General features: G+C 35.5%; 21 protein-coding genes and 2 pseudogenes. 16 read left to right on the top strand and 7 right to left on the bottom strand.

Features of this window, described 5'->3' with window-relative positions; translation table 11 throughout:
• Positions 1–116 precede the first annotated feature (116 nt).
• The 3 genes from MHI45_RS08935 (at position 117) to MHI45_RS08925 (ending at position 2,743) form a co-directional block, all read left to right on the top strand.
• Positions 117–1,052, top strand: coding sequence for a LytTR family transcriptional regulator DNA-binding domain-containing protein (locus MHI45_RS08935; protein WP_341118977.1), 936 nt, complete (start codon positions 117–119; stop codon positions 1,050–1,052).
• A 138-nt stretch (positions 1,053–1,190) separates the two neighbouring features.
• Entirely contained in the window at positions 1,191–2,036 is an 846-nt protein-coding gene (locus tag MHI45_RS08930) for an ABC transporter ATP-binding protein (RefSeq protein ID WP_076114611.1), read from the top strand.
• Entirely contained in the window at positions 2,033–2,743 is a 711-nt protein-coding gene (locus MHI45_RS08925; RefSeq protein ID WP_076114612.1) for an ABC transporter permease, read from the top strand. The genes MHI45_RS08930 and MHI45_RS08925 overlap by 4 nt, the downstream gene beginning before the upstream one ends.
• Positions 2,744–3,357: 614 nt before the next feature.
• Here MHI45_RS08925 and MHI45_RS08920 read toward each other — a convergent pair.
• Positions 3,358–3,561, bottom strand: coding sequence for a hypothetical protein (locus MHI45_RS08920; RefSeq protein ID WP_144024520.1), 204 nt, complete (start codon positions 3,559–3,561; stop codon positions 3,358–3,360).
• A gap of 317 nt (positions 3,562–3,878) precedes the next feature.
• On the opposite strand from MHI45_RS08920, the gene MHI45_RS08915 reads away from it, so the two are divergent.
• Complete coding sequence (locus MHI45_RS08915; protein WP_179091895.1) at positions 3,879–4,022, top strand: hypothetical protein; 144 nt, start codon at positions 3,879–3,881, stop codon at positions 4,020–4,022.
• A gap of 1,091 nt (positions 4,023–5,113) precedes the next feature.
• Here the strand turns inward: MHI45_RS08915 and MHI45_RS08910 are convergent.
• The 5 genes from MHI45_RS08910 to MHI45_RS08890 form a co-directional block, all read right to left on the bottom strand.
• Complete coding sequence (locus MHI45_RS08910) at positions 5,114–5,383, bottom strand: PqqD family protein (protein WP_076114615.1); 270 nt, start codon at positions 5,381–5,383, stop codon at positions 5,114–5,116.
• Positions 5,384–5,662: 279 nt separating this feature from the next.
• Complete coding sequence (locus MHI45_RS08905; RefSeq protein WP_076114616.1) at positions 5,663–6,454, bottom strand: ABC transporter permease; 792 nt, start codon at positions 6,452–6,454, stop codon at positions 5,663–5,665.
• Positions 6,454–7,236, bottom strand: a complete 783-nt coding sequence (locus tag MHI45_RS08900; RefSeq protein WP_341118976.1) for an ABC transporter permease — start codon at positions 7,234–7,236, stop codon at positions 6,454–6,456. The genes MHI45_RS08905 and MHI45_RS08900 overlap by 1 nt, the downstream gene beginning before the upstream one ends.
• 1 nt (position 7,237) lies before the next feature.
• Positions 7,238–8,206 (bottom strand): ABC transporter ATP-binding protein, encoded by a 969-nt coding sequence (locus MHI45_RS08895; RefSeq protein WP_076114655.1) that lies wholly within the window; start codon positions 8,204–8,206, stop codon positions 7,238–7,240.
• Positions 8,207–8,578, bottom strand: a complete 372-nt coding sequence (locus MHI45_RS08890; RefSeq protein WP_341119149.1) for a CPBP family intramembrane glutamic endopeptidase — start codon at positions 8,576–8,578, stop codon at positions 8,207–8,209.
• 916 nt (positions 8,579–9,494) lie between these two features.
• Here MHI45_RS08890 and MHI45_RS08885 point away from each other — a divergent pair.
• From MHI45_RS08885 to MHI45_RS35120, 10 genes and pseudogenes are all read left to right on the top strand, one after another.
• Entirely contained in the window at positions 9,495–10,328 is an 834-nt protein-coding gene (locus MHI45_RS08885; RefSeq protein ID WP_340897118.1) for a hypothetical protein, read from the top strand.
• A gap of 190 nt (positions 10,329–10,518) precedes the next feature.
• Positions 10,519–11,636 (top strand): annotated as a pseudogene (locus MHI45_RS35125) (transposase); the annotation flags it as partial.
• 409 nt (positions 11,637–12,045) lie between these two features.
• A complete protein-coding gene (locus tag MHI45_RS08870) occupies positions 12,046–13,335 on the top strand; it encodes a hypothetical protein (RefSeq protein ID WP_341118974.1) in 1,290 nt (429 codons plus the stop codon).
• Positions 13,336–13,351: 16 nt separating this feature from the next.
• Positions 13,352–14,287, top strand: coding sequence for a hypothetical protein (locus MHI45_RS08865; RefSeq protein ID WP_076114445.1), 936 nt, complete (start codon positions 13,352–13,354; stop codon positions 14,285–14,287).
• Positions 14,288–14,312: 25 nt separating this feature from the next.
• Positions 14,313–15,404, top strand: coding sequence for a phosphotransferase (locus tag MHI45_RS08860; RefSeq protein WP_076114444.1), 1,092 nt, complete (start codon positions 14,313–14,315; stop codon positions 15,402–15,404).
• Positions 15,405–15,459: 55 nt separating this feature from the next.
• Complete coding sequence (locus MHI45_RS08855) at positions 15,460–16,221, top strand: SDR family NAD(P)-dependent oxidoreductase (protein WP_076114443.1); 762 nt, start codon at positions 15,460–15,462, stop codon at positions 16,219–16,221.
• Between the two features lie 394 nt (positions 16,222–16,615).
• A complete protein-coding gene (locus MHI45_RS08850) occupies positions 16,616–17,830 on the top strand; it encodes a hypothetical protein (protein WP_076114442.1) in 1,215 nt (404 codons plus the stop codon).
• Between the two features lie 99 nt (positions 17,831–17,929).
• A complete protein-coding gene (gene aroB, locus MHI45_RS08845) occupies positions 17,930–19,075 on the top strand; it encodes a 3-dehydroquinate synthase (RefSeq protein ID WP_076114441.1) in 1,146 nt (381 codons plus the stop codon).
• A complete protein-coding gene (locus MHI45_RS08840; RefSeq protein ID WP_076114440.1) occupies positions 19,068–19,892 on the top strand; it encodes a sugar phosphate isomerase/epimerase in 825 nt (274 codons plus the stop codon). Before aroB ends, MHI45_RS08840 begins: the two co-directional genes overlap by 8 nt.
• A gap of 817 nt (positions 19,893–20,709) precedes the next feature.
• Positions 20,710–21,455 (top strand): annotated as a pseudogene (locus MHI45_RS35120) (ISL3 family transposase).
• A gap of 425 nt (positions 21,456–21,880) precedes the next feature.
• Here MHI45_RS35120 and MHI45_RS08835 read toward each other — a convergent pair.
• The gene (locus tag MHI45_RS08835) at positions 21,881–22,174 is read right to left on the bottom strand and encodes a hypothetical protein (RefSeq protein WP_076114437.1); all 294 of its coding nucleotides are present in this window, start codon (positions 22,172–22,174) and stop codon (positions 21,881–21,883) included.
• 724 nt (positions 22,175–22,898) lie between these two features.
• On the opposite strand from MHI45_RS08835, the gene MHI45_RS08830 reads away from it, so the two are divergent.
• Complete coding sequence (locus tag MHI45_RS08830) at positions 22,899–24,272, top strand: UDP-glucose dehydrogenase family protein (RefSeq protein WP_076114436.1); 1,374 nt, start codon at positions 22,899–22,901, stop codon at positions 24,270–24,272.
• 17 nt (positions 24,273–24,289) lie between these two features.
• A complete protein-coding gene (locus tag MHI45_RS08825; RefSeq protein WP_076114435.1) occupies positions 24,290–25,315 on the top strand; it encodes a GDP-mannose 4,6-dehydratase in 1,026 nt (341 codons plus the stop codon).
• The last annotated feature ends 105 nt before the right edge of the window (positions 25,316–25,420 follow it).

Raw genomic sequence — 25,420 nt, 5'->3', positions numbered from 1 at the left:
CTTATTTTCCCGACCTATGGCATGCTGTTATATATTCTAATAGAAAATGACAAAAAAGCAGCCCAACTTTATAATTGTTTTATATATCCTATAGCGGCACTAACCGGGAGGACGGCATGCAATTTCAACCGATGTATTATGATGGTGAGTTATTTCTACCGAAGATCGAATTAAATATGACAACGAACCAATCGATTGGCATTATAACGGACTTGAAGCGAAAGCAGCTTTTAATGGATCAATTAGTTGATCATTCCCGATATTATTTATTTCGGGCTGGGCAAAACGAGTATATGCGTTTAACGGTGGAAGAGCTAATCACTTTTCTAATCAGAGTAACGGAGAGGAATGAGCGTGCCGCTTCGTTGATGGATTATTTTGCATTAAAAGAAGAACGAAAGGTAAAAATCAAGGACCTAAGCTCATCAAGAAGGGTGTATGTGACCTTGCTGCGTGTCTTTTTTGCGCATCAGCCTACACTTGTACTGGAGGAACCCTATTTTTACTTAGAAGAGCAAGATCGCCGTCAATTTAAACGGATTCTAGATGACCTTTTGAAAGAGAAGCAAGTATTAATTTTAACTTCGAATTTAGAGGATGCCCTTATTTCCTGCGATGCCATTTACCGGTTGAACGAGTCCGGATTTCATCCATTGGATATTCGGGACTCCGAAGAGGATAAGCAGGAATTACAGAAACAAGACGAGGCCAATATAACCTTGCAGAAGATCTCTACCAAAAGAAATGACAAAGTAATTTTATTTAATCCGCCTGAAATCGATTTTATAGAAAGTGTAGAGGGTTCGATCCTTGTTCATGTGGGCGGGGAAAATTATGACTGTGCGTTGACGCTAACTGAGCTGGAGCAGAGATTGTTGAATTTCGGGTTTTTTAGGTGCCATCGGTCCTACATCGTTAATCTGCAAAAAGTAAGAGAGATTATTACATGGACGAAGAATAGCTACAGCTTGCGGTTAAATACAGGTCAAGATGCTGTGGTTCCGTTATCCCGTTCAAAATTGCATGAATTAAAAGCACTTCTTAACATTTAATTTCCGGGGAAATATCGAACCAATCAAGCATTGGGTGGTACCATTCAGGCGATAATAGCTACATTTCGGCGGGTTTTGATGGCTGGAAGCATGGAATCTGTATATGTTTAAGCCATCAACGCTAAGGAAGTGGTGTTAATGGATGTTATCCAAGTAGAACGTATCCGTAAGAGATTTGGAAACAAGGATGCGTTGGCAGATGTGTCTTTTTCAATTCCGAAAGGGGAAATTTTTGGTTTCCTCGGTCCGAGTGGTTCAGGCAAAACAACATTAATCAAGATTTTAACGGCGCAGTTAAATCCGACAAGTGGACAGGCAAGTGTATTTAACCAGCCAGCGGAGATGATGCAGCAGTCTGCACAGAAGATGCGCTTTGGCATTTTGACGGATAACAGTGGTCTTTATGAGCGATTATCGGTTGAGGAGAATCTGGAGCTGTATCGTAAGTTGTATGATCTTCCCAAGTCTGCGGTCGATAAGGTACTGCAGTTTGTGAACTTAAGCGGAGAGCGCAAAAAGAAAGCCAATCTCTTATCGAAGGGAATGCGTCAGCGTGTTATGCTGGCCTGCGCGATTATCCATGAGCCAGAATTGTTATTCTTAGATGAGCCTACTTCGGCTTTGGACCCGGTCAACACCGCACATATTTATAAAGGCTTGCGCTACTTAAATGAGAAGGGGACAACGATTTTTCTGACTACGCATGATATGGCTGAAGCAGAATTGATATGCAATCGTGTAGCGATTCTGTATCAGGGACAAATTCAAGCCATCGGCTCACCGAAGGAACTTAAACGGCAGCACCGGGAAAACGTAATTTGTGTTGAATTAATTAATGGGGAAACTTACGAGCTCCCGATCGGTGAGGGAACGGGTGATCAAATCGCGGATTGGATGAGACGGGGGCTAATTGACCGGTTAGAAACGAAAGAGCCCAGTCTGGGTGATATTTTTATTAAAATGACAGGAAGTGAGCTACTATGAGTATCTCATTGAAACGTGCGCGGGCGATATTTGTAAAGGATTACAAGGAGTTTTCACGTAACTATGCGCTGTCCATTATGCTGATTTTTCCTGTGATCATCGCTCTGCTTTTCAGGAGGGCAGGTGCGTCTTTGCCTGGAGCCAGCGGTTTTCTTTTTAATAGTTCGTTTGTATTGCTGACATGCTTCGCACAAGCCTGCTTGATTGCGGAAGAAAAGGAGCGTAACACTTTACGGTCATTAATGATGACTCCGGCTACGACCATGGATGTTCTAATCGGTAAAAGCTCTTTAGTCTTTGTAATGTCTGCTGTTGTTCTCGCTATTTCTACATTATTATTTGGCTATGAGCCAGCTAATATATGGGCGTTTGTGGCAGTGATCTTTCTTTCGATTATTCTGTACACAGCAGCCGGGACCATCTGCGGTTTATTCTCCAAGACGCTGCTTGAAGCCTCATTATCTATACTCCCTGTGGCGTTCATATTTATGGGTGCACCGTGGGGAGCAGTACTAGAGAAGGATTATCCGGTCTTCCAAGTGCTGGATTACATGCCAAGCAGTCAGCTTGTGCATTTGCTAGGGATAAGCAATACAGGCTTTACGACGGGAGATATATTAAAACCCCTCCTCATTATTTTGGTATGGACGGTTGTATTAACGATTGTGTCTGTTGTTTTGTATCAACGACGGTTGAAGGATGAGTAGAATTTGCTGAAAACTTGCCGTTACAGACAGCGCGGTGAACCGTATCATATTTCCTGCTGATTGTCGCATGCCATAAAGGGTCCGCTTATAGCGTCTTACCAGCTCCTGTCCGCACTACTGGGCGGGGGCCTGTTGATTATACAAAAAAATGGATGCAAAAGGCCACCTACTGGTTAACCGATTGTACACGACTACACTCGATTCAGAAGGTGACCTCATGGAGAAGTCTACCATGTTTTTGAAACTGTTTCAAAGAATAATACCGGAACAAGAGGTTAAACCATTCATTCTAAATGCCAACCATGTAGACACCGCTCAAAAAGTCATAGTGTACCAGTTGTTATTGTTTTTTTCTCAAGCCTCTTTTGGAGCGTGAAAAAGTTATCGGGGCGGAGCACCACGAACTACGCAATGCGGATTGAAAGCAAAGAACTATTCTTGGCTATTCAAAAAAGCGAGAGAGGTTCCCCTTGAGATCTACAAGCAGCTTTTTTCATTTCTTGATCCAAAAGTGTAATCGTAAGACGAGAAGAAAGCTGAAGTTTTCCAAAGAACTGCTGGTTGTTGATTCAACCAAGATTATTGTCGGGATTGGCCAGTTGCCTTGGGCACCTTTAAAAGGAACGCGGGCTGGAGTCAAACTTAATGTAGCCTTTCATCCATCGGTTGGCCAGCCACATCGTGTGATTCAATCCACTGGGAATCACCACGATTTCCGCAGCAGTGAAGAACTTTTTGACGCAGCAATCATTAATGTAGCGGACCGGGCATACGCCAAGTGCAAGCGGTTCGATGAGTACGTATAGCAAAAACGGCATTTTGTCGTCCGTCTAAAAGATGAAGTGGTACTTTACAAACTACGACATTCTCGTCGTCACAGACCCGCGGATTCGCTTATTGAGAAAGACGTTATCTGTCAGCTTGAAACTGGAGTCAATCGTTCTACTCTGCGGCACCGGGTGGTAACGTTTCGCGATTTTGCTGGGAATCCTGTGATCCTGGCAACGAGTTTATAACGGGTTTCCTCGGAAAAAATCGCTGAAATCTACAAGTTGCGCTGGCAGATCTAAGTCTTTTCCAGTGGATTAAACAGCATTTAAATGTTCCGGCCTTGTTCGGGATAACACCCAATGCGGTGTTTACACAGTTGTATACCACCACTTTGCTGGTGTATGTGTTGCTCAAACGTACCTATGATGACATTCACCAGACAAAGGATGGTTTCAAAAATGTAGACCGCTTCGGCTTCGGGAGACTTACAATCGTTCGCATGGCGTAAGGCATTGCTTGTCGCCTTAGATTTGAAAAGAGACTATCTATACGGCCATGCTTCAAAAATGAAGAAGCATCAGGATATTCTTCGTTTTTTTCAGGTATTAAGGCGCCGGTTTCATCGATCGGAGCGCCTCTATGATTCTGGATAAATTTTCTCCACACGTACACCACTAGGTGAAAGAATGGGCGGCAACGAACAATGTAGAATTGTTTTATGCCCCAACGTATGCATCGTGACTCAACCGCACTGAATGCCATTCTCGCCCCTTCAAAAGTTTGTCCTCGAAGGTAGTGATTTTGCCAAACACTCCTATTTAGGATTGGCGATTCAGGCGTATCTTCGTTGGTGAAATAAGAACAAACGTAAAGACATTATTCTACGTGAGCAAAATAAATTCAAGGTTGTCAGAAGGGGGATTAGTAGTTATTCTTTGACTTGAATTATCGAGTTACAGGATAGTTACAGTTTTGAAAATGAACAAGGCGATGAGCGCAACAATCGCAATAGATATTATACGTGCAGTTTACACACCAAGTGCGGTTGGCTATCTGGAGGACCTGAAGGTAACTCGGGACCGAAGAGAACACTCTCGTCCCCGATGTTTAACCGTACCAGCGCCGGAACGGCTGCCTAGAAGTGCGGTGATCCAGATGTATAAAAGTAGGCACAAGGGACGTCTTTCGTTCATTGAAAGCATGCTCGGTATACATTATTCCGCAGCGAACGTTAGCAACATACCCCACGGTACTCTAAGACATTCAGACTTATAGTCCGTCCACTCGCTAACGCTACGGGGTCGTTTACCTGGACTGACTGTACCTGAAGTTCAACCGCGGCATGGTCGTTAGTGATGTCATATATTTTGCCATAGGCATCGATGAAGAGGGCAAACGTCAGTATTCTGTGGTTCTAAGCCGGAGGCTAAGAAGTTCGAACAGATGGCAGGAGGTACTTAAAGCCTCTACGCCCGTCGAGTGCAGGAAGTGCTGCTTGGTGTTTTCGACGGACTTTCGAGGTTGGACGGTGTTTGAAAGAGCATTAAATCAATGACTACTAACTTCTATTGAAATATCTAAGTTGACTGGATAAAATAGTTATTCAACTTGCGATTCAAATATAGCATTAATTGAAATCAAGAAATTCAAGAAATTATTCAAATCTTTTTCCGCTATAGATTCTTCACAATTGAATTCCTTTACTAAAATTTCTTTAATCATAGATGAATTTTTTCTTCCATTTATGTTATTCCAAATAATAACAGCTGTATCATTAAGCGTATAGGCCTTCTCATTTCCTAATAAAATTTTATTTCCTGCAATATTTCTCAATCGAAAATTTATAGAATGTTTATATATTTTGTCCATATTAAAGACTCCTCGCCTATTGGTTATTTCGGACTTGTAATAAATCATGTCTTTATGAAAGTTATTATATCTGATGAAATAAAAGAGCATATTAGTTGGGATTATTAACTCGTTAATATACTAACTTAAAAATCTGAATAGCAGATGATACTCTTTCTAAACTAATAATATAGCCCAAAAACGATGTTATTCACAACGTGCTTATGCTAAAACATACTGATTCCGAACGAATGCATTTTATTGGATTTTGTATCAATATAGAGATTAATAATAATCTTGTTAGTAAGAATCTAAGCTCGCATCATTTCTTGACTTTTTCTCGAAATAAATGAGAGAGAAGTAACCAATTAAAAAATATAGTATGCCTTTTAATATTTCGTATAATAGTTCAGGATAAATTATTAAATAGCTTGCCATTCCGGACAAAAGATTTAATGCCTCTATACTGTTGGATAATGGTAAAAACTTTGATGTTTCTGCTAAGACTATAGGTAAATTTGTCGATGGTACTAAAGCACCACTCAGTATCCATAATAAAAATAAACATAAGTTCATCAAAAGATTGAGATCTCTTGCATAAAATCCCAATGATCCAATCATTAAGCCAAAACCCATCAATGAAAACATACTACAGATCGTAATAATAAAGAACCATATGATATTTTCAATAGATAAGCCAACATTGAAAAAAACACAGCTTAACAATAGACCCAAAAAAACTGAAAAAATTCCGTCAATAATATGAAAAAATGCTCGTCCTATAAAAAAATGAAATTTATTAATAGTTGAAGCTACTATTAACGATAGCGTTCCAGAGCGCCTCTCTTGAAGCATTACGAACCCTACACCAAAAAAAGCGTTATAGGCACCTAATAGTAAAGAATTATTCATGATATGATTTTTAACATCAACTGGACTATAAGAATATTTAATTAATAATATAAAAAAAAGTAACTGGAAGAATGGATTCAATACTTTTATAAGTAAAAATGATTTTATATCTAAAAAAGCATACAAACTTTTATAAGACATTAAGGACAATGATAAAAAAGTTTTGAGGTTATTTTTCATTAATATAAACCAAGCCTCCCTTTGCTTCTTATGGCGCTATCAAATTTTTTGAATAAGTGAAAAATTATCAATAAATAAATGATATTTTCAAAACCAAAAATAAATAAATATTTTGCGAAATATGTATGATTTATTCCTGTCATGCTTTTTTTTAGCATAAGCGTAGACCATGTTGGTGTTAATAAATATGATAAATACTGTACCTGCTTAGGAAGTAATGTTATTGGGAAAACAAATCCACATAGAATAAAAAAAGGATATTCTAAACAATTCATTAGAAGTCTAGAATTTCTAGATAGTGTGAAAATGAGTGAGCATATCAGTGAAATAATTATAAAGGTGATTATAGTAGCAATATAAGAAACTGAAAATAAAAAGGGGTTAGTTATTTGTATATGCAAATTTAATACTAAAGTAATAAATACAAAGCTAATTAAAGTTGAAATAATACCTAAAGTGATATTTCCAATTATTTTACCTAAAAGAATTATTTTGAAATCAACTGGAGCGGAGTAGATCGCTTCAAGTGTACCCATGGATCTTTCTCTTTCAAGATCGCTTGCAGAAGAATATAGGATTGAACTCCATAAGTTCATCAATCCAGTCCCAATTATTATTTTTTCACCTAAATTTGTAGGATTTGAGTGACTGTACATTAAAAATAACAAATAACCATAGAGTAAGGGTTGGAGTATGATAACAAACCGGAAAGTTGGTCTAGAGAAACTTTGTTTCAATTGGTAAAATGAACTTGATATAACTGCATTGATTGTATATATCATTTTATTCTCCACAATATTTAATATAAACATCTTCTAAACTGTGTTCTTTGATTTCAAGTCCCTTAATACTCTTTTCTGGCATTTGTTCGAGAAATCTTTTTATCGTTTCAAACGGATTCATTGATCTTACAGCTAATATGGAATATGCTTCTGATTTTTCAATGCTGTAATCAACTACTAATTCATCTTTCATTAATTTTTTAAGATTTAAGTTTATGTCTTTACAAACTTTAAATTCGATTGTGGTAACTTCATCGATTTGTTTTTTTATATTTTCAGTTGTATCAAGAGCGACTATTTTGCCTTTTTTCATAAATGCCACCTTATCGCAGAGTTGCTCAGCTTCAAACATATAATGTGTAGTAAGAAGAATGGTTTTTCCTTGGTTTTTTAATACTGTTATTATTTCTCTAAGTTCTTTAGCGCCTACTGGATCCAATCCAATAGTTGGCTCATCTAAAAAAAGTATTTCTGGATCATTGACCAATCCTTTAGCTATCTGTAATCGTTGTTTCATACCTTTTGAAAAATTCTCTACGCGTTCATCAGCACGATTCTCAAGACCAACAAGATGTAATAGTTCTTTTATTCTAGATTCTTTAACATTCTTATTAACTTTATATAAATCAGAGAAGTACATTAAGTTATCTTTCGCACTAAGTCTCCAGTATAGATTTCTTTCACCACCATAAATGAAATTAATAAATGGCCGTATTTTTTTTTCTTCTTTGTGAGGTTCATAACCTAAAACTTTAACATTACCTTTTGTTGGATTAAGTAAAGTTGTCAATATTTTTATAGTAGTTGTTTTGCCAGCGCCATTAGGACCTAATAAACCAAAGATTTCTCCTCTTTTTACATTGAATGTAATATCATCAATGGCTCTTGTTACTCTTTGTATTTTCTTAAAGACACCATTTTTATAAATATAATCTCTTTCAAGGTTATTAACTTCTATGACGTTTTCCATTTATGTAGCTTCTCTCCTTAGTACGTTCTTATATGAATATCTGATTAATTTTAAATTATAAATTATCCGTGGAGTGTTATAGATCAAATGGAAAATAATTGATGGAACTATAGAGTTTGAGAGAATATATAATAACCCAGATAATACACTAAAGATTATTTGTAATAAGAAATCATATTTATTGAATTTCTGCGACCATTTAACCCCATAATGAGATAAAAAAAACAAAAAGCAACTTATAATATAGTTGATGATAGTAAAGTCATTAATCGAAATAATGAAAAATCTAAAAAAATACTCTTCAGCAATAGGAGCGCAAACAAGCAAAGTTATTATTGAGATCAAATGTGAATTGCTCTTTGCCTTGGACATTTGAATATATTCATTTGAAAGAAGTATTCTCCATTCTTTATACTTTGGTAATAAACATAGTAAGCCTAATATTATGGCGAAAATGGTCCATTCTATTAAAAAAAAAGATTTTAAAGGGGGCTCATTCTTAATAATCAAAGGAAATAGTAGAGGGATTATATATAAACACCGTCTGATTAACAAAGTTGTTTTTTTGAATTTTTGGGAATGAATTCTTTTTACGTTTCCAATAACGATAATTTCAATAGTCCATAATAAGCATAGGAAAATATAACTCGAATGCATTAATGATAATAATAATAGTAAAAAGATGCTGAACCACTGAACATTCTCTTTCAAATCCATATAACGTTTATCAGTATGCAATACTGTCCTCCTTAATGAAGGGAGAGTAACATTAATGTCACTCTCCATCCTTGCACTTTAAATTAACATTCATGCATCAGTGCAGCGGGAATTTGAATTTCAACTGCTTTAGGTTCTTCATATTTCTTCATAATTATCACTCCTTCCTAAATTTTCTAATTGTTAATTATAAAGTACATAGGAAAAAAAATCATTGTAATAAAAAGAAGAAAAACAAACTAAAATGTCGAATTTGGTTAATTTTTTTATAAAAATCATAAAATTATTGGAATTGTAGAAAAAAACCTATATATGTATGGATCAGATGATAATAGTGTATAATTGCAATCTATTTGGTATTTCATTGGAGTAATATATTCATATTTTAAGTAATTAGTTTCAGTTAAACCTCGCTTGAATTTTTTTGTTATAAATTGATTTAAAATGATTTGGGCAAAATATTTACAAACAAAGAAAAAAAGTATATAAATTGTAATACGTGAAAAAAGTTGTAGAATAATTGTATAAATATTAACTACAAGCAAATGAAACAGAAATAGGAGGGGGAGAAATGTTGAAGCTAATTCCACTTAATAGAACAATTGAAAAAAATCTGATCTTAGAAAATGTAACATATGAAGAAGGAGATTTGATTTTTGTAAGTGGCTCAATAATTGAGGGGATAGGTAATCTGAAATCTGATCTTGATATATTCGTAGTCTCTAAAGAATTTAAGATTAGAAAAAATTATCAAATAGTATATGATAATGCAGGCGTGAAGGTGACTTTTAAAAAAATCGAGAATATTCCATGTGACATTGAATATTGGCCATGGGAAGTGCTAGAGGAAATTATTGAACAGATTAATAATATTGATTTTAACGATCTGAACAAAAGAACAATTAATCAACTTAAAATTCCAGGATATACTATACATCAGTTATCATCTTTTTTACATAGATTTCTCATAGGTAAGCCACTCTCCAACGAAAAAGAATTTAATAGGCTATCTGAAAAGCTCAATCGAGACAATTATTATAAATTAATGGCTCGTGTATATATTGGATTTATTGATAATGATTATTCCGACATAATTGGTAACTTGGAAAATAATGAAGTCGAAACTTCTATTCTAATTGCTAGAAGTACACTAGTAAAAGCATCGATAGCTTATATTTTTTCGAAGAAAAAATCAATAAATAAAGAAAAATGGGCTTACATACACATGAGAGCGTTGGCTGAAACAGATAATGTTTCAATGAATATTTTTAATGATTATAGGAGTTACTTATTTAAAGATCTCAACACTATGACGAATAAAAACCTCATAATGCATGTTGAAGATCTCTTGAATTTTATTAATCATTTAATTGAGAATGCTGAAAACAATATAGATTCCTACTAAGCTCAAAATCTAAAAATAAATTTAGATAATATTTTAAGTATGAAAATATTGCAATAAGAAAATTGAATACTCATTAAAGTAGAACAAGTGCACCTTACAATAAACTTTGGAACGAATTCCTTGGCTTTTGTATAGTGCACTTTTTTATGAATTTTAAGTGGGAATTATCTAAATAAGCATTTAGCATAAACTCTTTTTCAGTGCACTTGACCTACGTCCTTACGCGAGAAAACTGAGAAATCCTTCACCCCGTGGAGCAGATGGTCACTGCTGCCAGGCCGTTCTTCGCGCTTGCTCGCTGAGCCTTTGGAGAATATCGATACGTTTACCAGCTTGCAACGCAGACTCGAATTTGACCTTCGTTTCTGTTACCAGTGTGGGCTCAGGCTGTATCGATTAACGCCTGCCACTTCTACCATAAGCCGTGTATTTGCCGATTTGACCCGAAAAGGAATTGCGCAGCGTTTGTTTGAAGATCTTGTCACTGAGTTTCAGGAAGCTGGACTCATGGACGGAACCCAAGTCGCCATTGACAGCACCGCCTCCACGCCTATGAGAAAAAAGAGCCGAAACGTAAAAGCGAGTTTACGGGCAACGCCAACTGGGGCGTGAAGCTCGACACCTTTGGCAACAAAGTCAAATGGTTCGGTTACAAGCTGCATCTGGCCGTCGATACCAAGAGTGAACTTCCGATTGCCCTAAATGTCACACCCGCACATGTGAACGATGGGGACAAAGGGCCCCTACTCATGAAGCAAATGGTCGAGCGATTCAAGACCAGATTTTTCTTGTTGGATGCGGGTTATGATCAAGTGAAAAACTACGAGGCTGGCCGGAAGGTTAAAACCCAGGTGATTATTCCAATGAATCTGCGGAATGAAAAAGAGCCGCCTGCAGGCATGACAACCAAAGGAGCACCATGTTGTTCGATGGGATTTCTGATGACGTATTGGGGGCAGGAAAAGGAACGGTTGAAATTCCGCTGTCCGCACGCCAAGGGAACAGTCGAGTGCCCTTTGGGTATGGCGACTTGTTCCACTTCCAAGTATGGGATGGTGGTCAAGGTCGACACTCAGCCCGACTTTCGCCGTTATGCGATGCCGCACCGAGAAAGTCGGGCTGGAAGGAACTCTACAACAAGCGAACCAGCGTAGACTGCTGTAATTTCCAGTGAAGACCTATTTAACAGCAGACCAATTGCATGTTTGAGGCATTCAAAAAATCACGACTCACCAATATTTGTATGCCAATGTGCTGTTTGCCTCTAGGCTGGCTATATCGAGACAACGGGTCGCATCCGCCGCTTAAATTTTGACCTTACTGTAAATTCTGCCTGCCTGTCTGTCTATTAACTCTTGCTCTCTCAAAACATCAATTTAACATGCAGTCTAACCTGGTTTCTTAGTTGGGGAAAATGAATTATGCAAAATGCTCAAATATATATGTGAAGAGTAAGGTGAAGGTAACGAGTCGGGGAAGATCCTAAGAATTGCACCAATTGGTTTAATACACTTATTTTTTCGGTTGATAAATATCATGTGTTGCTAGAGATACAGGTTTTTTCTGGTATAAGGCAATCAAAAAGAAAAGGACCAATGTTGATAAAAGGCTTGTTAAAAAAATACTTTGACAATTTAAAGCGTAGTAGTATTATGTATATAAGATTTTGCATAACTTTACAATATATCACTATCCTTGAAAAGAAGGTTGTTTATAGATGTCGAAAAACATCGAATACATAGTTGAAATGGTAGAAAAAGACTATGACTTAAAGGTGAGGAAAATCAATAAATCAATTACTAATGGTTATTTAGGCGATATATATTGTATTAACGATACATACATTTTAAAAATACCAAAGAGAGGGGGGGTTTCAAATAAACCACAAGGTAATGTTAAGTTTTCTGCCTATTTGATGAATGAGGCGAATCTCCACGGTATACCAGCACCAACAAATGTCATTTCGCGAAACGGACTATTGTACGCTAAAGATTTTAAATTAGGTGAATATCACATTATGAATAAAATTAAAATCAATGAATCGGTTGACTGTCTAGACAAGAATGAAATGGCATTTCTTCTTGGTTTTCATGCTTCACAAATTACTTTATTAACTTCAAATTTAAACATGAGTTGTTTTAACAAAAATGATTATATTGATCATTGGTCATTAAAAAACAGCATTTGTAAAATTATGGATATATTTGGTTTGAATTTCAATATGACCTACATTGATGCCGTTAAGAAATTAGAACAGGCTGCACAAAATTTAAGTTGTTTTGAACATGTTCCAAAGACGCTAATTGACCAGCTAAGAGATTTTCAACCATTAAAAATGATTGAAATATCTAAAGGGAAATTAGAAAGAAAACAAAGGAAAGTTAGAAGCGTGATAATACATAATGATATAAATCCTAGAAATTTTGCATTTGGGCTTGAGAAGAAGCATGTAAATATCTTGGCTTCTTTTGATTATACTATGTCATGTTTAGGCAATCCGGCTAAAAATATTGCTTATACAGCTATTGATTCATTTAATGAAGAATTTGATTCAACTGATAAACTTGAGAATTATATATATGAAATTGCTAAAGGGACTTTTGTGTGGGATGTATTAGAAAAAGATGAAATATATTCAGTATATGACGAGGTTTTATCGGCTTGTTTGAAAAAATACTCTCTTCGCTGGGAGTATTGGAAAAATGAAATTAAAGGAATTCCTCGGTGTCATAACGTTGAATTTTTAGATCCCAATAAGTTTTATGATTTATACAATTATCTTGAAAGCAGTTTTGATGTTAAATCTCTGAATGGAAAATTAATAGATCTTTCAAAAAACAACTATTCACAAAATAAACAAATAATCAAAATTGGGGATTTTTTTAGGTCCCATTCATACTGGGAACAAAGGAATGAAACTCCCGAACTTATTAAAACGACAATTATTCAATATTGTAATGGATTTCTAGATGAGTATTTCTCTAAAAAAGTATTAAACTTTAATTAAAAGGCGTGTTTACTTTATGCTAATCAACAATATTACCCGTGTGCCGGGTAAAGAGGAATTATTATTACGTGATCCCTTTTTTCGTGAGGGAAAATATCAATTTCATAGTTATTTTAGAAATGATGCTGAAAAAATATTATCTCAACTTGCATTAGTTATAATAAGACCTGATGCATTTTTACTTGGTAAAGCTAAAAATGCTGTTAAATTAATCGAATCTATGGGGTACGAACCACTTTCTTTTCAATTAGTTACTATTGATCGTGTGATTTTAAGAGAATTTTGGAGATTATCATTTAGTCAAGCTACTATAGATCGTATACTGATTCTCGAACGACTATTTAGTCTTTTTACTTCAGTAGCTATAGTGTTTAGAAATAAAAATAGCTCAATTGATTGGCCTGCCTCAGTAAATCTAAGTATAAAAAAGGGCTCTGCAAAAACAGAAAAAAGAAGTAGTATAGATATTCGTTCAATGCTAGAAAGCCCGAATAGATTTCTTTCATTACTTCATGTTTCTGACGAGCCAGGTGACTTACTACGAGAAATGTGTGTTCTTTTTTCATCAACCGAAAGTTTGAAATTCTTTGTAACAATACAAGGTCATATCAATAATAAAAGTACATGTCACAACCAGCTGATGGATAAATTTGAATATTTAGAAAGTATAGCTTCTAAACAAAATGGTATTTTTAATAGTCGCATTCAGCGTTACTGTTTAAATCATGAAGAGTTTTTTAAAGACTATAAAATAGAAAAAAGCCTCTTCGAGAGGAAAGATTTAACTCTTAATAATCTAGACACCATAATTAATGAACTTGATCTTAGCCCATTTGTAGATAAATTTATTAGTGTCATTTTAGCTGGACAATATATACAAGCTTATGATCCTTCAGCTCCGTCTAAATCTATTGATAGTTTCAAACTTTTTTGGACGGAAAGTACATTTTAGTAAAAAAGCATAGGAGGAAACTTATATGTCTGTTTTTACAGATCTAAGTATTGAAGATATAAATAATATTAGTAAAAAAAGCGGGAAGAATTTTATTCCGGATTCATTAGAACATGTTCTCGATGGTAAAACAGATTCATGTTTTTACCTTAGGGATACTAAGGATAAGTACTTTGTGAAAATTCATGAAGATGGTCGAAGTAGTCCACATAGCACTAATTATGATCTAAGATATGCTATAGAGTTTGCACATTATTTATCTTGTTTTAATGATCAATTTAACTACCTAAATATTTTACGTCCAGTTAGATGGAAAAATGGCGAATGGTATGGACATTTTAAGCAGAGCGAAGGTTTTGAACATAATAAATTAATCTCAATATGGCCTTATATTGAGCCGATACATCCAGTTCCTTCGGAGATAAGTGGAAACTTTGATCATTCAAGTATAATTAAATTTGGAAAAGCTGTAGGCGAGTTACATAATGTTTCATCAAAGTATTTACCAAGTATTAAATATCCTTTTCCTAAAGATTTGATGGATATACTGAATACTATGAGGAAAATAGAGGCACTTCCTAAAAAAAAGGAAAACATTCAAAAATATTTATACTTGAATAAAAATATAAAAATAATTAATGTGGAATGTTTTTTTAAAGATCTGAATGAAATGATTAGTATATGTATTAATGAGTGGACGAAGAGACGTGTAGATCAAAATTTGAAGTTTGGATATATACATGGGGAGTTAAAGCCCTCAAATACCATAATTCATAATAATAAGCTGACTTTTATTGATATAAGCAAATGCGGTATTGCCCCACTTTCTTTAGAACTTGGAATGTCTAGTCAACTATTCGCTAATACAGAATGTTTAAATATTATTGGTATTGAAAGATTTATTGAAGCTTACTTAAGTACTCGAAGCGATTTTAGTAAGACTGAATTGAGTTTTATACCTTTAATGATAAAGTGCTCTTCAATTCGGCTTGCAGTCTATAGAACTTATGCTGTAACTGCAGGATTCATAAATCAGAAGTCAATTATTTCTCCATTGGAAATATGTAAGGAAGTGGAACGTATTGAAGATGATCTGTTAGCAAAACTGACATCATAAAGTATACACTTTGCACTTTTTTAGTTCACTTAATGAGGAATTTGGAGGGGAAATTTTGAAGCTAAAGGGATTAACCGCTATTGTAACAGGGGCTACATCGGGGATTGGTAAGGAAATAGCTTATCTTTTTTCAAAAGAAGGAGCAAAAGTTGCTGTAATTGGCCGTGATAATTATCGGGGAGCGAAAGTAGTAGAAACTATCGAAGCTGCAGGAGGAACTGCGGCGTTTTTTAACACGGATTTAACAGATCCTAATGCTGTTGCAGTTATGTTTAGTAACATTTCTAAAGAATTTGATGACATTGATATAGTAGTCAATTGTGCGGGAGTAGTAATTCCTGGAACTGTGGATGAAATAAGTTACGAAAACTGGGAAAATTCTTGGCTAACTAATGTCACGTCTGTATTTCTAGTTTGTAATGCTGTGATACCAAGCATGATTAGAAGAAGTAGAGGGAACATATTAAATATTGCTTCGGAAGCTGGATTAAAAGGATTAGAAAAAAGAGCAGCGTACTGTGCAGCTAAATCTGCAATTATAGGTCTGACTAAGGCAATGTCTGTTGATTATTCTAAAAATGGCATTATGATAAATTGCCTTTGTCCCGGGACAATAGAAACCGAAATGGTTGAAAAACTAATTATGACTAGTAATAATCCTAAGATAACTAAACAAGCAATGATCAATAGAAGATCAACACCTTATTTAGGAACAGCAGAAGAAGTTTCCAGAGCGGCTCTGTTTCTTGTCGATCCGCTTAACAAATATATTACAGGAACTATATTAGCAGTTGATGGAGGGGCAACAGCAAGATAAAGATCTTTAAGTGACTTATGTTTTTCTTAGCAATACCTAAGAAAATGTCTTTATAATAACCCGCAAGAAATATTACTTAATCACAAAGCAGTAGTATTCTCTAAATCTTAAATTCATAATTTGCATTAGTCGTTCTTGTCTCTTTACTATGGGGGACTTCTCTTTTCTAATCTATCCTGAATCAGCTCCTAAAGAAAAAATATTAAAGTTCGCGACTGAGATAGATCTTTTTTATTTTCATGTTTTTTGTTAATAAAATTCATTTGGTCTTTATGAAAATATTAAGACAGTGAAAATCGAATGATTATTAAAAATGTTTTAGATAGATCGCTGCAGTTATACCCCGTTTACAGATAACCATTATTTATATAAAAAACTGAGAGGCGGAGTGGGGTTGAGTGTTTATGCTGAGATTTATAGACTAAGGGAATTTGAAGAATATGATAGTGCATATATGGGCTTTTCAACAAAAACAATAGACAATAAGCTATACTTCTCGTTGTGTACACATAATCAAAACTATAGTGCAGGTGTTTTTAGTTTTGATATCACTACAAAAAATGTGAATAAATTATGTGATATTTCAGAACTTCTGAATCAAGGGGGGAATATTAATAGCTTAACTCATGGAAAAATTCATACTAAATTATTTACTGATGAAGAGAATACTCTCTTTTTCGGGACACATTTTTCTTATCCAAACTGCAATCCCCAAGATATTTTTTATGAAGGTGGCCATATTATTGCGCTAAATCCATTAAGTGGTCATGTTGATGATCATGGAGTACTAATTAAAGGTGAGGGAATAGTTACAATGGAAGTGGATTTAAGTATAAGACGTTGTTATATATTAACATCTCCTTCGAATTATTTCATAGACTATGATTTAGTTACAAGACAAATTCGCTACCTTAATAAAATAGATATTACAGGTAGTAGCATCTGCAGAAATTTAGGAATAGACCAAAATGGTGATGTATACGGTTGTAGTGAGTCTTTTAAAATTTTTAAATATTCCCACAATGAACATTCATTAAACTATTTAACAACAAACTTTAATGAGATTTCCAGTAAGAATGAGGAGTGGGTGAGTTCAAAAAAGAAAGGCTCAAATAAAGTGGGTAGAACAATGTGGCGATGTATCGAATTTGATTCATCTAACAATGTTTTTTATGGTATTAATGCATCTGATTCTTCCTTGTTTTTATTTGATCATAGTCAGCAAAGCACTGAGAAAATAGAAAATTTAGAAAATTTAAGTGGAAAAGATATATACCCAACGTTAACCTTTGTGAAGAGGGGATCAGAATACTATTATGTACCTGCTAATGGGAAATTTGATTTTCAACTATCTGAAGGAATTAAATCAACGTGTACATTAGTGAAATTTGATGCTGAGACTAATATTCTAAAAAGTTATGGGTTAATATTCGGGCAAAATAATGAAACAATATTTGGGGCTGGGGCTGCAATGTGTACTAATGATGGAATTTTATATTTGTTAGGTTCAGTAACAACGAATGGATCGGAAAGCTGTAGTAATAGTTTATATTTTTCGGATACGCCTTACGATTTGGCATTGATTGAAGTGAACTTGAACTCTTTATAACTGTAGTTTAAGAAGAATTACAAGCAAGGAGATCGTGAATTTTACCCAAAGGAAAGAATGAACACATTTATTATTAAAACAAAGGGAGAATAGATTCTCATGACAAATATAAGAGTGAATTTAAAGAAAATTGTTGATAAGTCTTATAATATTGAAATTGGCAGAGATTTAATTCACCTCTTAGTTAGTGATCTCCAAAATGAATTAGTGCCTAATATAAAGAAAATAGCGATTATTACCGATTCAAAAGTAAAAGAAATATATGGTATGCAGTTTCTAGAAATCCTAAGATCCAACGATTTTGAATGTGATATATTTTCTATACCAAATGGAGAAATTTCGAAAACTAGAGAAACTAAGATAGCTTTAGAGGATCAATTAATATCTAAAGGATACGGTAGAGATAGTTGTATTATTGCTTTAGGAGGAGGAATGATTTCAGATTTAGCTGGTTTTTTAGCGGGAACATTTTGTAGAGGAATTCCATATCTAATTTACTCCACAACGCTGTTATCGGCAGCTGACGCATCTATTGGAGGGAAGACAGGTGTAGATACACCTTTTGCAACTAATCTCATCGGTATGTTTCATCAACCCCAAAAGGTGTATATTGACTTAAATACATGGAATACACTTTCAGTTAGAGAATTCAGAAGTGGACTTGCTGAGACAATAAAACATGCATGTATGGCCGATGAAGAGTTTTTTTACTACTTGGAAAGAAATATGAATTTAATCCTAATCGAAGACAATCTTCTTCTTGACTCAAGTGTTTGTGAACATATTGCGAGAAAAAATTGTGAGATTAAATATAGAATTGTTGAGAAAGATGAAGAAGAAAATAATTTACGACAAATATTAAATCTAGGACATACTGCGGGACGTGCTTTGGAAACGCTCAGTAATTATGAACTTCTTCACGGAGAAGCTGTAGTTATTGGACTAGTAGTTCAGATTTTTCTTGCAAACCAGTTAGGATATCTACCGATAGAGGATTTACGTAGAGTTTTAAATTTGCTGTTAAAAGCTGGGTTTTCTATTCAATACCCTCCAGAAATTGAATTCAAAACATTAATTGAAAAAATGTATACTGACAAGAAAGTGCGTAGTGGAGAAATACGTTTTGTTTTAATGGAGAAAATCGGACAAATGATGCGATTCGGAGAAGATTCTTATTCAAGAGTAGTCACGGAAAGTGAGATCTTACAAGCTTTGCATAAAATGAAGGTGGAAATTAATGGTTAGAAAGCTGCCCATGTTAGGATTAAAATGTTCGATTAACGAGAAGCAAATTTTAAATAGACTTTTTTATTCTCCTGATCTGATCGAACTTCATTTAAATGAATATGATTTGAATAACTTAACTCAACTTTCTAATATTGTTCGTTATCTTAAGTCACTTGAAATCAAAGTATATCTCCATCAACCTCATACTTTTGAAGGTAAACCTTTAGATATCTTAAGCAACGATCTTAGATCTAAGGATTATTACGTTGATTCCCTTTTAAAGCTCCAAGAACTATCTAGTAGAGAAGAGATTTATTGTGTCATTCACCCTCATTATTCTCTGACAAAAAGTGGAACTCTACCGGATGAAAATAAAATAATACAAATGAATTCAGAACGAATGTATAATGCCTTATGGAAGCTATCGAGTAGATCATTAGATAGAATTTTATGGGAAAATTCTTGTTTAGGTATATTTTCAACTGAAAATCCTTTATGGACCTCTCATATTGTTAAACCGTTGGGAATTCGTCTTTGCTATGATATTAGTCATGCCTTTATAGGTTTTAATGGCTGTCAAAATGAATTGGAAAAAAGCATATTAGACAATAACGATCAAATTGATTACTTTCACGTTGTTGATAGTAGAGGTGAGCGAATTCATGATTCCCTAGCTCTGGGTAAAGGCAAAATTAAGTGGTCAACTCTTTACGAATATATTGTTAGTAAAAACTGTCTATTTGAGATAGGATTATCGGATCAATTTGATTGTAAACCTATGATTGATAGTTTTGAATATTTAGCATTCATAGGGGCTAACGAATCGAAAGAATAAGAGATACAAAGGTAATATAGCTCATACTGCGTTTAGTATGAGTGAGTAGGCAAATCTACTAATGATTTGTCCTGGTTACCGATGGAGAAGAGTTCGAGATCACCATGGACTTAGCTTTCAGCTGTAGTTATGTATCGCTGATTGAGGAGCGGGTGCTGATAAGCTGTATCATGAATTTTATTAGGCGAAGCGGTGCGAAGTAAAGGATAGATACTAAGCAGTATTTCTGAAAATACAATATTTAACAAGCAACTCTTCTACGGATTAGTTGCTTGTTGTTTTTCTAAGTTTTTTCAAGGTTGGCGACAAAAATCACTCATCTCGAACAAATAGATAATTAACAAAGAATGCACAATCAGTATACCGATTTTTTACTCCGACTGCCAGATGCAGAAATAAAGAAAGTCTTGGAAATCAATGAAAGCACTCTTTATATCGAAGTAACTCCCATCACTGTGAGACAAGCCTATCCATGTTGCAATCCATGGAAAACGTCATCCGCAAAGGACAGAATCGGTTCACCGAATTCGTCATCTGGGAATTGGAGGTCAAAGAATCTATCTTCTCGTTCCTGCCATCCGATTATTCTACAAGTCTTGTGAATGAGAATCCGTCTGGCATTATTCCTTTGTTGATCAGGGGAAGCGATATACGAAAGGTTTTGAACAGAAGAACTTCAGACGGCGCGCGTGGCTACGATCACACAAAGCGCAGAGCTTCATTTTTTTCAAACAGTACCATTTCATCATAAGCATGAGCAGTGGCCAGCCATCGAAAGTAATTGCTGCAAAAGCAAGGACGACAAGAAGCCGCCTTAATGTCCATACTTGTTCTGGGGATTGCAGATTTTGCCATTCGAAAAGGACACACCTACAATATGTGTATTCATTACTCGCGCGGCGAAATGCTACTGGATATTCTGCCTGGTCGAAAGCTGGAAGAACTAAGGGTTTCTGCCAAACAGAGTCCTGTTTATTTAGCACTTCGTCCCGTGGTTATTGTGTTGGATTTATCCTCGTGTTACCACAATTGGATTCGAGAATGTTTTCCTGAAGCCACCAGAGTGGCTGACCGATTTCATATGCAGCGGTATGTCGTAGAGCGGTTCATCCGATTCGCAAATCGTTCACTCCCACCCTAGGTCTACAAGCGAAAGCACATTTTACGGCAAAGCATCGCCTTCTGAATCCTCGCTTGGAATCCTTGTCTGTTGAAAAGCAGCAAGAACTGCGAGACATACTGGGATATTCCGCTTTGCTTAAGCAAGCTCTTGGAAAGAAAGTTTCAGTCAATAGAACGATTTCTCACCAAATGTACATACTGCCATACTGGTTCGTTCAGGGTAAACAAATTCAACAACCGACGATTACGGCTTGTTTAAAATCCATTAAAAATTGGAAATTATTGATCCTGAATTACCATCGTTGTCGCTGGACCAACGCTACGGTTGAGGGGTGGAACTACCAAATAAAAGCCTTTCAGTGTCGGCATTATTTTACTCGAAACTGCGAACGTTACGTGCAAGGGGTTCTCGTAGAATGCAACTATGCGCATTATGGTTAAATTGAATCAAGCACTAACTTTGGGTTTGAGCCGAAACATATTAAAGATATTTTTAGTATTTAAAGTTGTTAAGATGCCTTGATATCAAAATATATTTTTTAAAAGTTTACTTTTTGTCATTAGCGTTGCATTAAAATAACACGACTATCTTTTACATGGACGATATCTCTAAATTCGTTCCAAAGGAAAAATTTCTTTACTTTGAGCAAGCGTACGAATTCCCATAATGACTTGAAGTTGAAAGTTCCAGTTTGGTCAGTAGCAACAGCGCATAAGCGATCAGTCAGATCCATATATGATTCCAGACTGCATGTTATTGCTCGCCATAAAAGCGTGTTAGCTTTAATTGCTGGTTTATCCATCAAAAAAAGGTTTCAATCTTCCAACGTTTACGATTCAAGTCACCTATTTCTTCCGCCGTTAGTTCAAAACGATTGAATTAGAATGCGGACTGGATTTCCTATTAAATTCGTCGTTTCAATGAGCCTAAACACCATGGTGGTCTGCTTCTTGCCTTGACCGAGTTTCACCATATGGTTTCTTGTAATAAGCGAACCTTTCGCTACGTCAAACTCATCTTTCGTTTCAATAATGACATTATCCTTGAGACGTGTGACGAAAAAAACACCGTTCGTACTGTACTGATTATTTTTCCCGTAATCCAAATATCCACGGTCAAATACGTAGGTGATACCGTTCTCGTTACTCAGGGAATCCATCACCGTGGGGTAGGCCGGTTTTGCTGATGTAAACACTGCTTTGTCTGGGTATACGGTAGCAAAAAGCCACTTGCAAATGAAGTTTGACACCTGCTTTGGTTTTTAGGGATTCCGTCCAATTGTATTTACTCAGACATAGTCTCATAGTGGTCGAATCAAGCAACTTTACGGTTCCAATCCGAGAGCAAACTGGTTAACCTAGCTGAGCTAGCTGACCAACAAGGTCACAAAACAACTTTTGGAGAATATCTGGTGATAACTTGTTATTCCTCCGTGAGAGTTGAGATGCACTTATCGAACAAATTCAGAGTTCATTTGAAAAGCTTCAGTATGCGGAATGTCGGCAAAAATATCTCTTAATCCGCGATGTTGTTGAAGCTGAGCGTCGATGAAGATGAGGAGATAGGCTAATAAGCAAAGCTTCTTTTAATCACTGGATTCCACAGCCCAACCACGAATTAAATTTCGATTTATGGGTGCTACCCATTTACCAAATGACGATAAAAGTGTGTCCTTGTCTATGCGAGATCTCATATAGTTAGGATTTGGAGAGGATTACCTGCTCCCCTAATTATGGAGATTTTTATTAAATAAACGGAAGTAAATTATCAGTTGTAGCACAATTTATAAATTTACTGAGTGGGGTTTTATGCAACGCTATTGACTTTTGTATTTATTTGTTCCGTGGGATGATTTTATATTCGATAGAGGGGATAAATGAACAATGTCTAACAAAAATCATCTATTTAAAATTGCAGTAGCTGGAACTGGCTACGTCGGCCTAGTAGCCGGCGTTTGCTTCGCCGAAGTCGGTCATCACGTAACTTGTGTGGATATTGATAAGAATAAAGTTGAACTAATGAAATCTGGTGTATCCCCAATTTATGAAGCTGATCTGGAGGAACTAATGCAAAAGAATTATGCAGCAGGTAGACTTGAATATACTTCTGATTATAAGTCAGCTTATAGAGAAGCTGATGCGATATTCATAGGAGTTGGTACTCCTGAGCAGCCCGATGGATCTTCCAATCTTTCATATATAGCTAAAGTTGCAAGACAAATAGCAGAAACAATAGAAAAAGATTGCCTTGTTGTGGTGAAATCTACTGTTCCAGTAGGCACTAATGATAAGGTAGAGCAGTTTATTCACGATTTTCTACCTCGAGATGGCGGAAAGCCTACTGGTAACGGTAATGGAGTAGGTGAAGATATAAGAGTTGAGGTAGCATCTAATCCAGAATTTTTAGCACAAGGTACAGCAGTTAGAGATACTCTGCAAGCAGCAAGAATAGTAATTGGAACAGAGAGCAAATGGGCAGAAAATATACTGATGAAAATTTATGAGCCGTTTAATATTCCAGTCGTATCTGTTAAAAGAAGATCAGCTGAGATGATAAAATACGCATCTAATGATTTCCTTGCTCTAAAGATATCTTACATGAACGATATTGCTAATCTTTGCGAATTAGTAGAAGCAGATATTCAGGATGTATCAAGAGGAATGTCCTTCGATGAACGAATCGGAAGCAAGTTCTTAAATGCAGGCATTGGTTACGGAGGTAGCTGTTTCCCTAAGGATACGAAAGCACTAGAGTACTTAGCAAGACAAAATGGCTATGAGCTTAAGACAGTTAAAGCTGCTATTGATGTGAATACTAGCCAAAAGACAATTCTTTTTAAAAAAGCATCTAAAAGACTTATCACCTTTAACGGTCTAAAAGTAGCAGTGTTAGGATTGACATTCAAGCCTGGAACTGATGATTTAAGAGAAGCAGCTTCGCTTGAAAATATACCTTTGTTATTAAATCAGGGAGCAGAAATCCATGCTTTTGATCCTGTAGGAAAATCGAATTTTTCTAAGGAGTATCCAGAAGGTCGAAACGGAAAGGGAAGTATCAAATATGTTGAGAGCATAAGAGAAGCTCTTGAAGGTGCCAATGTCTGTTTTGTATTTACTGAATGGGGAGAGATTAAAGAAATACAGCCGGAAGTTTATAAAACATTAATGAGAATACCGTTGGTGTATGATGGTAGGAATTTGTATGGGGTTCAAGATATGAAGGAAGCTGGCGTGGAGTATTATTCCATCGGAAGATAGTTGAAGGGGCGAGCTATTTGAACGATATACCTGTAGATAACACGAAAACATTTCTAATTACTGGAGCAGCAGGTTTTATAGGATATTATTTATCTAAAAGGTTATTGGAGCAAGGGAGCCGAGTTATCGGTATTGATAATATAAATGATTACTATGATGTTAACCTCAAGCATGATCGTTTAAACCAACTGAAGTTATTTAGCCGTTTTGAATTCAGAAGAGTTGATATCTCATACAAGGACTTGATTATCAAGGTCTTTGAAGATTACAAACCGAACATTGTTGTAAATCTAGCAGCACAAGCAGGGGTGCGTTACTCTATAGAGAATCCTGATATGTACATTCAAAGTAATATCGTAGGTTTCTTTAACATTCTTGAAGCTTGTAGAAATCATCCAGTGGACCATCTTGTATATGCTTCATCTAGCTCAGTTTATGGCTCTAATAAGAAGGTTCCTTTTGAAGAATCAGATGTTGTAGATCAGCCGGAATCGCTATATGCAGCTACGAAAAAGTCGAATGAGCTAATGGCGCATACTTATAGTCATCTTTATAAGATACCGGTTACTGGTCTACGGTTTTTTACTGTTTACGGCCCAATGGGTCGCCCAGATATGGCCTATTATGGATTTACCCAAAAATATTTTGCGGGTGAATCTATTAAAATATTTAATAATGGTGATTTTAAAAATGATCTTTATCGAGATTTTACTTATGTAGATGACATTGTAGAGGGTATTGAGAGAGTTCTAAGTATAGCACCGACAGAAACAGTTTCTCATAAGGTTTTTAATATAGGAAATAACAGCCCTGAGAAGTTAATGGTATTTATTGATACATTAGAAAAGTGTTTAAGCAGGGCTACTGGTAGAAAAGTGATATTTAATAAAATATTTGAGCCCATTAAACTGGGGGATGTACCAGTAACGTATGCATCCACAGATTTATTGCAACATGCTGTAGGATTTAAACCAAGGACTTCCATAGAGGAAGGCTTACAGAAATTCGCTGATTGGTATGTGGAATACTATGATGCCAAATGATGTATTGTATTGAGCAAAATTCAAAGCTATGAACTAGTACCTTGACCAAATCAAATTTCAGGATACAAATGTTTTAACTTTCCTCGTGCCTGCTCAGTGGTAAAT

Origin of the sequence: Paenibacillus sp. FSL H3-0321, assembly GCF_038002865.1 — a bacterium.
GTDB lineage: Bacteria > Bacillota > Bacilli > Paenibacillales > Paenibacillaceae > Paenibacillus_AQ.
This window is presented reverse-complemented; position numbering and strand designations above follow the sequence as displayed.

Excerpts from the sequence above, each read along its gene's own strand:
- MHI45_RS08885 (WP_340897118.1), top strand. The coding sequence starts at position 9,495 with ATGTTGAAGCTAATTCCACTTAATAGAACAATTGAAAAAAATCTGATC.
- MHI45_RS08930 (WP_076114611.1), top strand. The coding sequence starts at position 1,191 with ATGGATGTTATCCAAGTAGAACGTATCCGTAAGAGATTTGGAAACAAG.
- aroB (WP_076114441.1), top strand. The coding sequence starts at position 17,930 with ATGACAAATATAAGAGTGAATTTAAAGAAAATTGTTGATAAGTCTTAT.
- MHI45_RS08925 (WP_076114612.1), top strand. The coding sequence starts at position 2,033 with ATGAGTATCTCATTGAAACGTGCGCGGGCGATATTTGTAAAGGATTAC.
- MHI45_RS08935 (WP_341118977.1), top strand. The coding sequence starts at position 117 with ATGCAATTTCAACCGATGTATTATGATGGTGAGTTATTTCTACCGAAG.
- MHI45_RS08890 (WP_341119149.1), bottom strand. The coding sequence starts at position 8,578 with ATGTCCAAGGCAAAGAGCAATTCACATTTGATCTCAATAATAACTTTG.
- MHI45_RS08865 (WP_076114445.1), top strand. The coding sequence starts at position 13,352 with ATGCTAATCAACAATATTACCCGTGTGCCGGGTAAAGAGGAATTATTA.
- MHI45_RS08920 (WP_144024520.1), bottom strand. The coding sequence starts at position 3,561 with ATGCCGTTTTTGCTATACGTACTCATCGAACCGCTTGCACTTGGCGTA.
- MHI45_RS08860 (WP_076114444.1), top strand. The coding sequence starts at position 14,313 with ATGTCTGTTTTTACAGATCTAAGTATTGAAGATATAAATAATATTAGT.
- MHI45_RS08895 (WP_076114655.1), bottom strand. The coding sequence starts at position 8,206 with ATGGAAAACGTCATAGAAGTTAATAACCTTGAAAGAGATTATATTTAT.
- MHI45_RS08835 (WP_076114437.1), bottom strand. The coding sequence starts at position 22,174 with ATGGATTCCCTGAGTAACGAGAACGGTATCACCTACGTATTTGACCGT.
- MHI45_RS08830 (WP_076114436.1), top strand. The coding sequence starts at position 22,899 with ATGTCTAACAAAAATCATCTATTTAAAATTGCAGTAGCTGGAACTGGC.
- MHI45_RS08905 (WP_076114616.1), bottom strand. The coding sequence starts at position 6,454 with ATGAAAAATAACCTCAAAACTTTTTTATCATTGTCCTTAATGTCTTAT.
- MHI45_RS08840 (WP_076114440.1), top strand. The coding sequence starts at position 19,068 with ATGGTTAGAAAGCTGCCCATGTTAGGATTAAAATGTTCGATTAACGAG.
- MHI45_RS08900 (WP_341118976.1), bottom strand. The coding sequence starts at position 7,236 with ATGATATATACAATCAATGCAGTTATATCAAGTTCATTTTACCAATTG.
- MHI45_RS08870 (WP_341118974.1), top strand. The coding sequence starts at position 12,046 with ATGTCGAAAAACATCGAATACATAGTTGAAATGGTAGAAAAAGACTAT.
- MHI45_RS08910 (WP_076114615.1), bottom strand. The coding sequence starts at position 5,383 with ATGGACAAAATATATAAACATTCTATAAATTTTCGATTGAGAAATATT.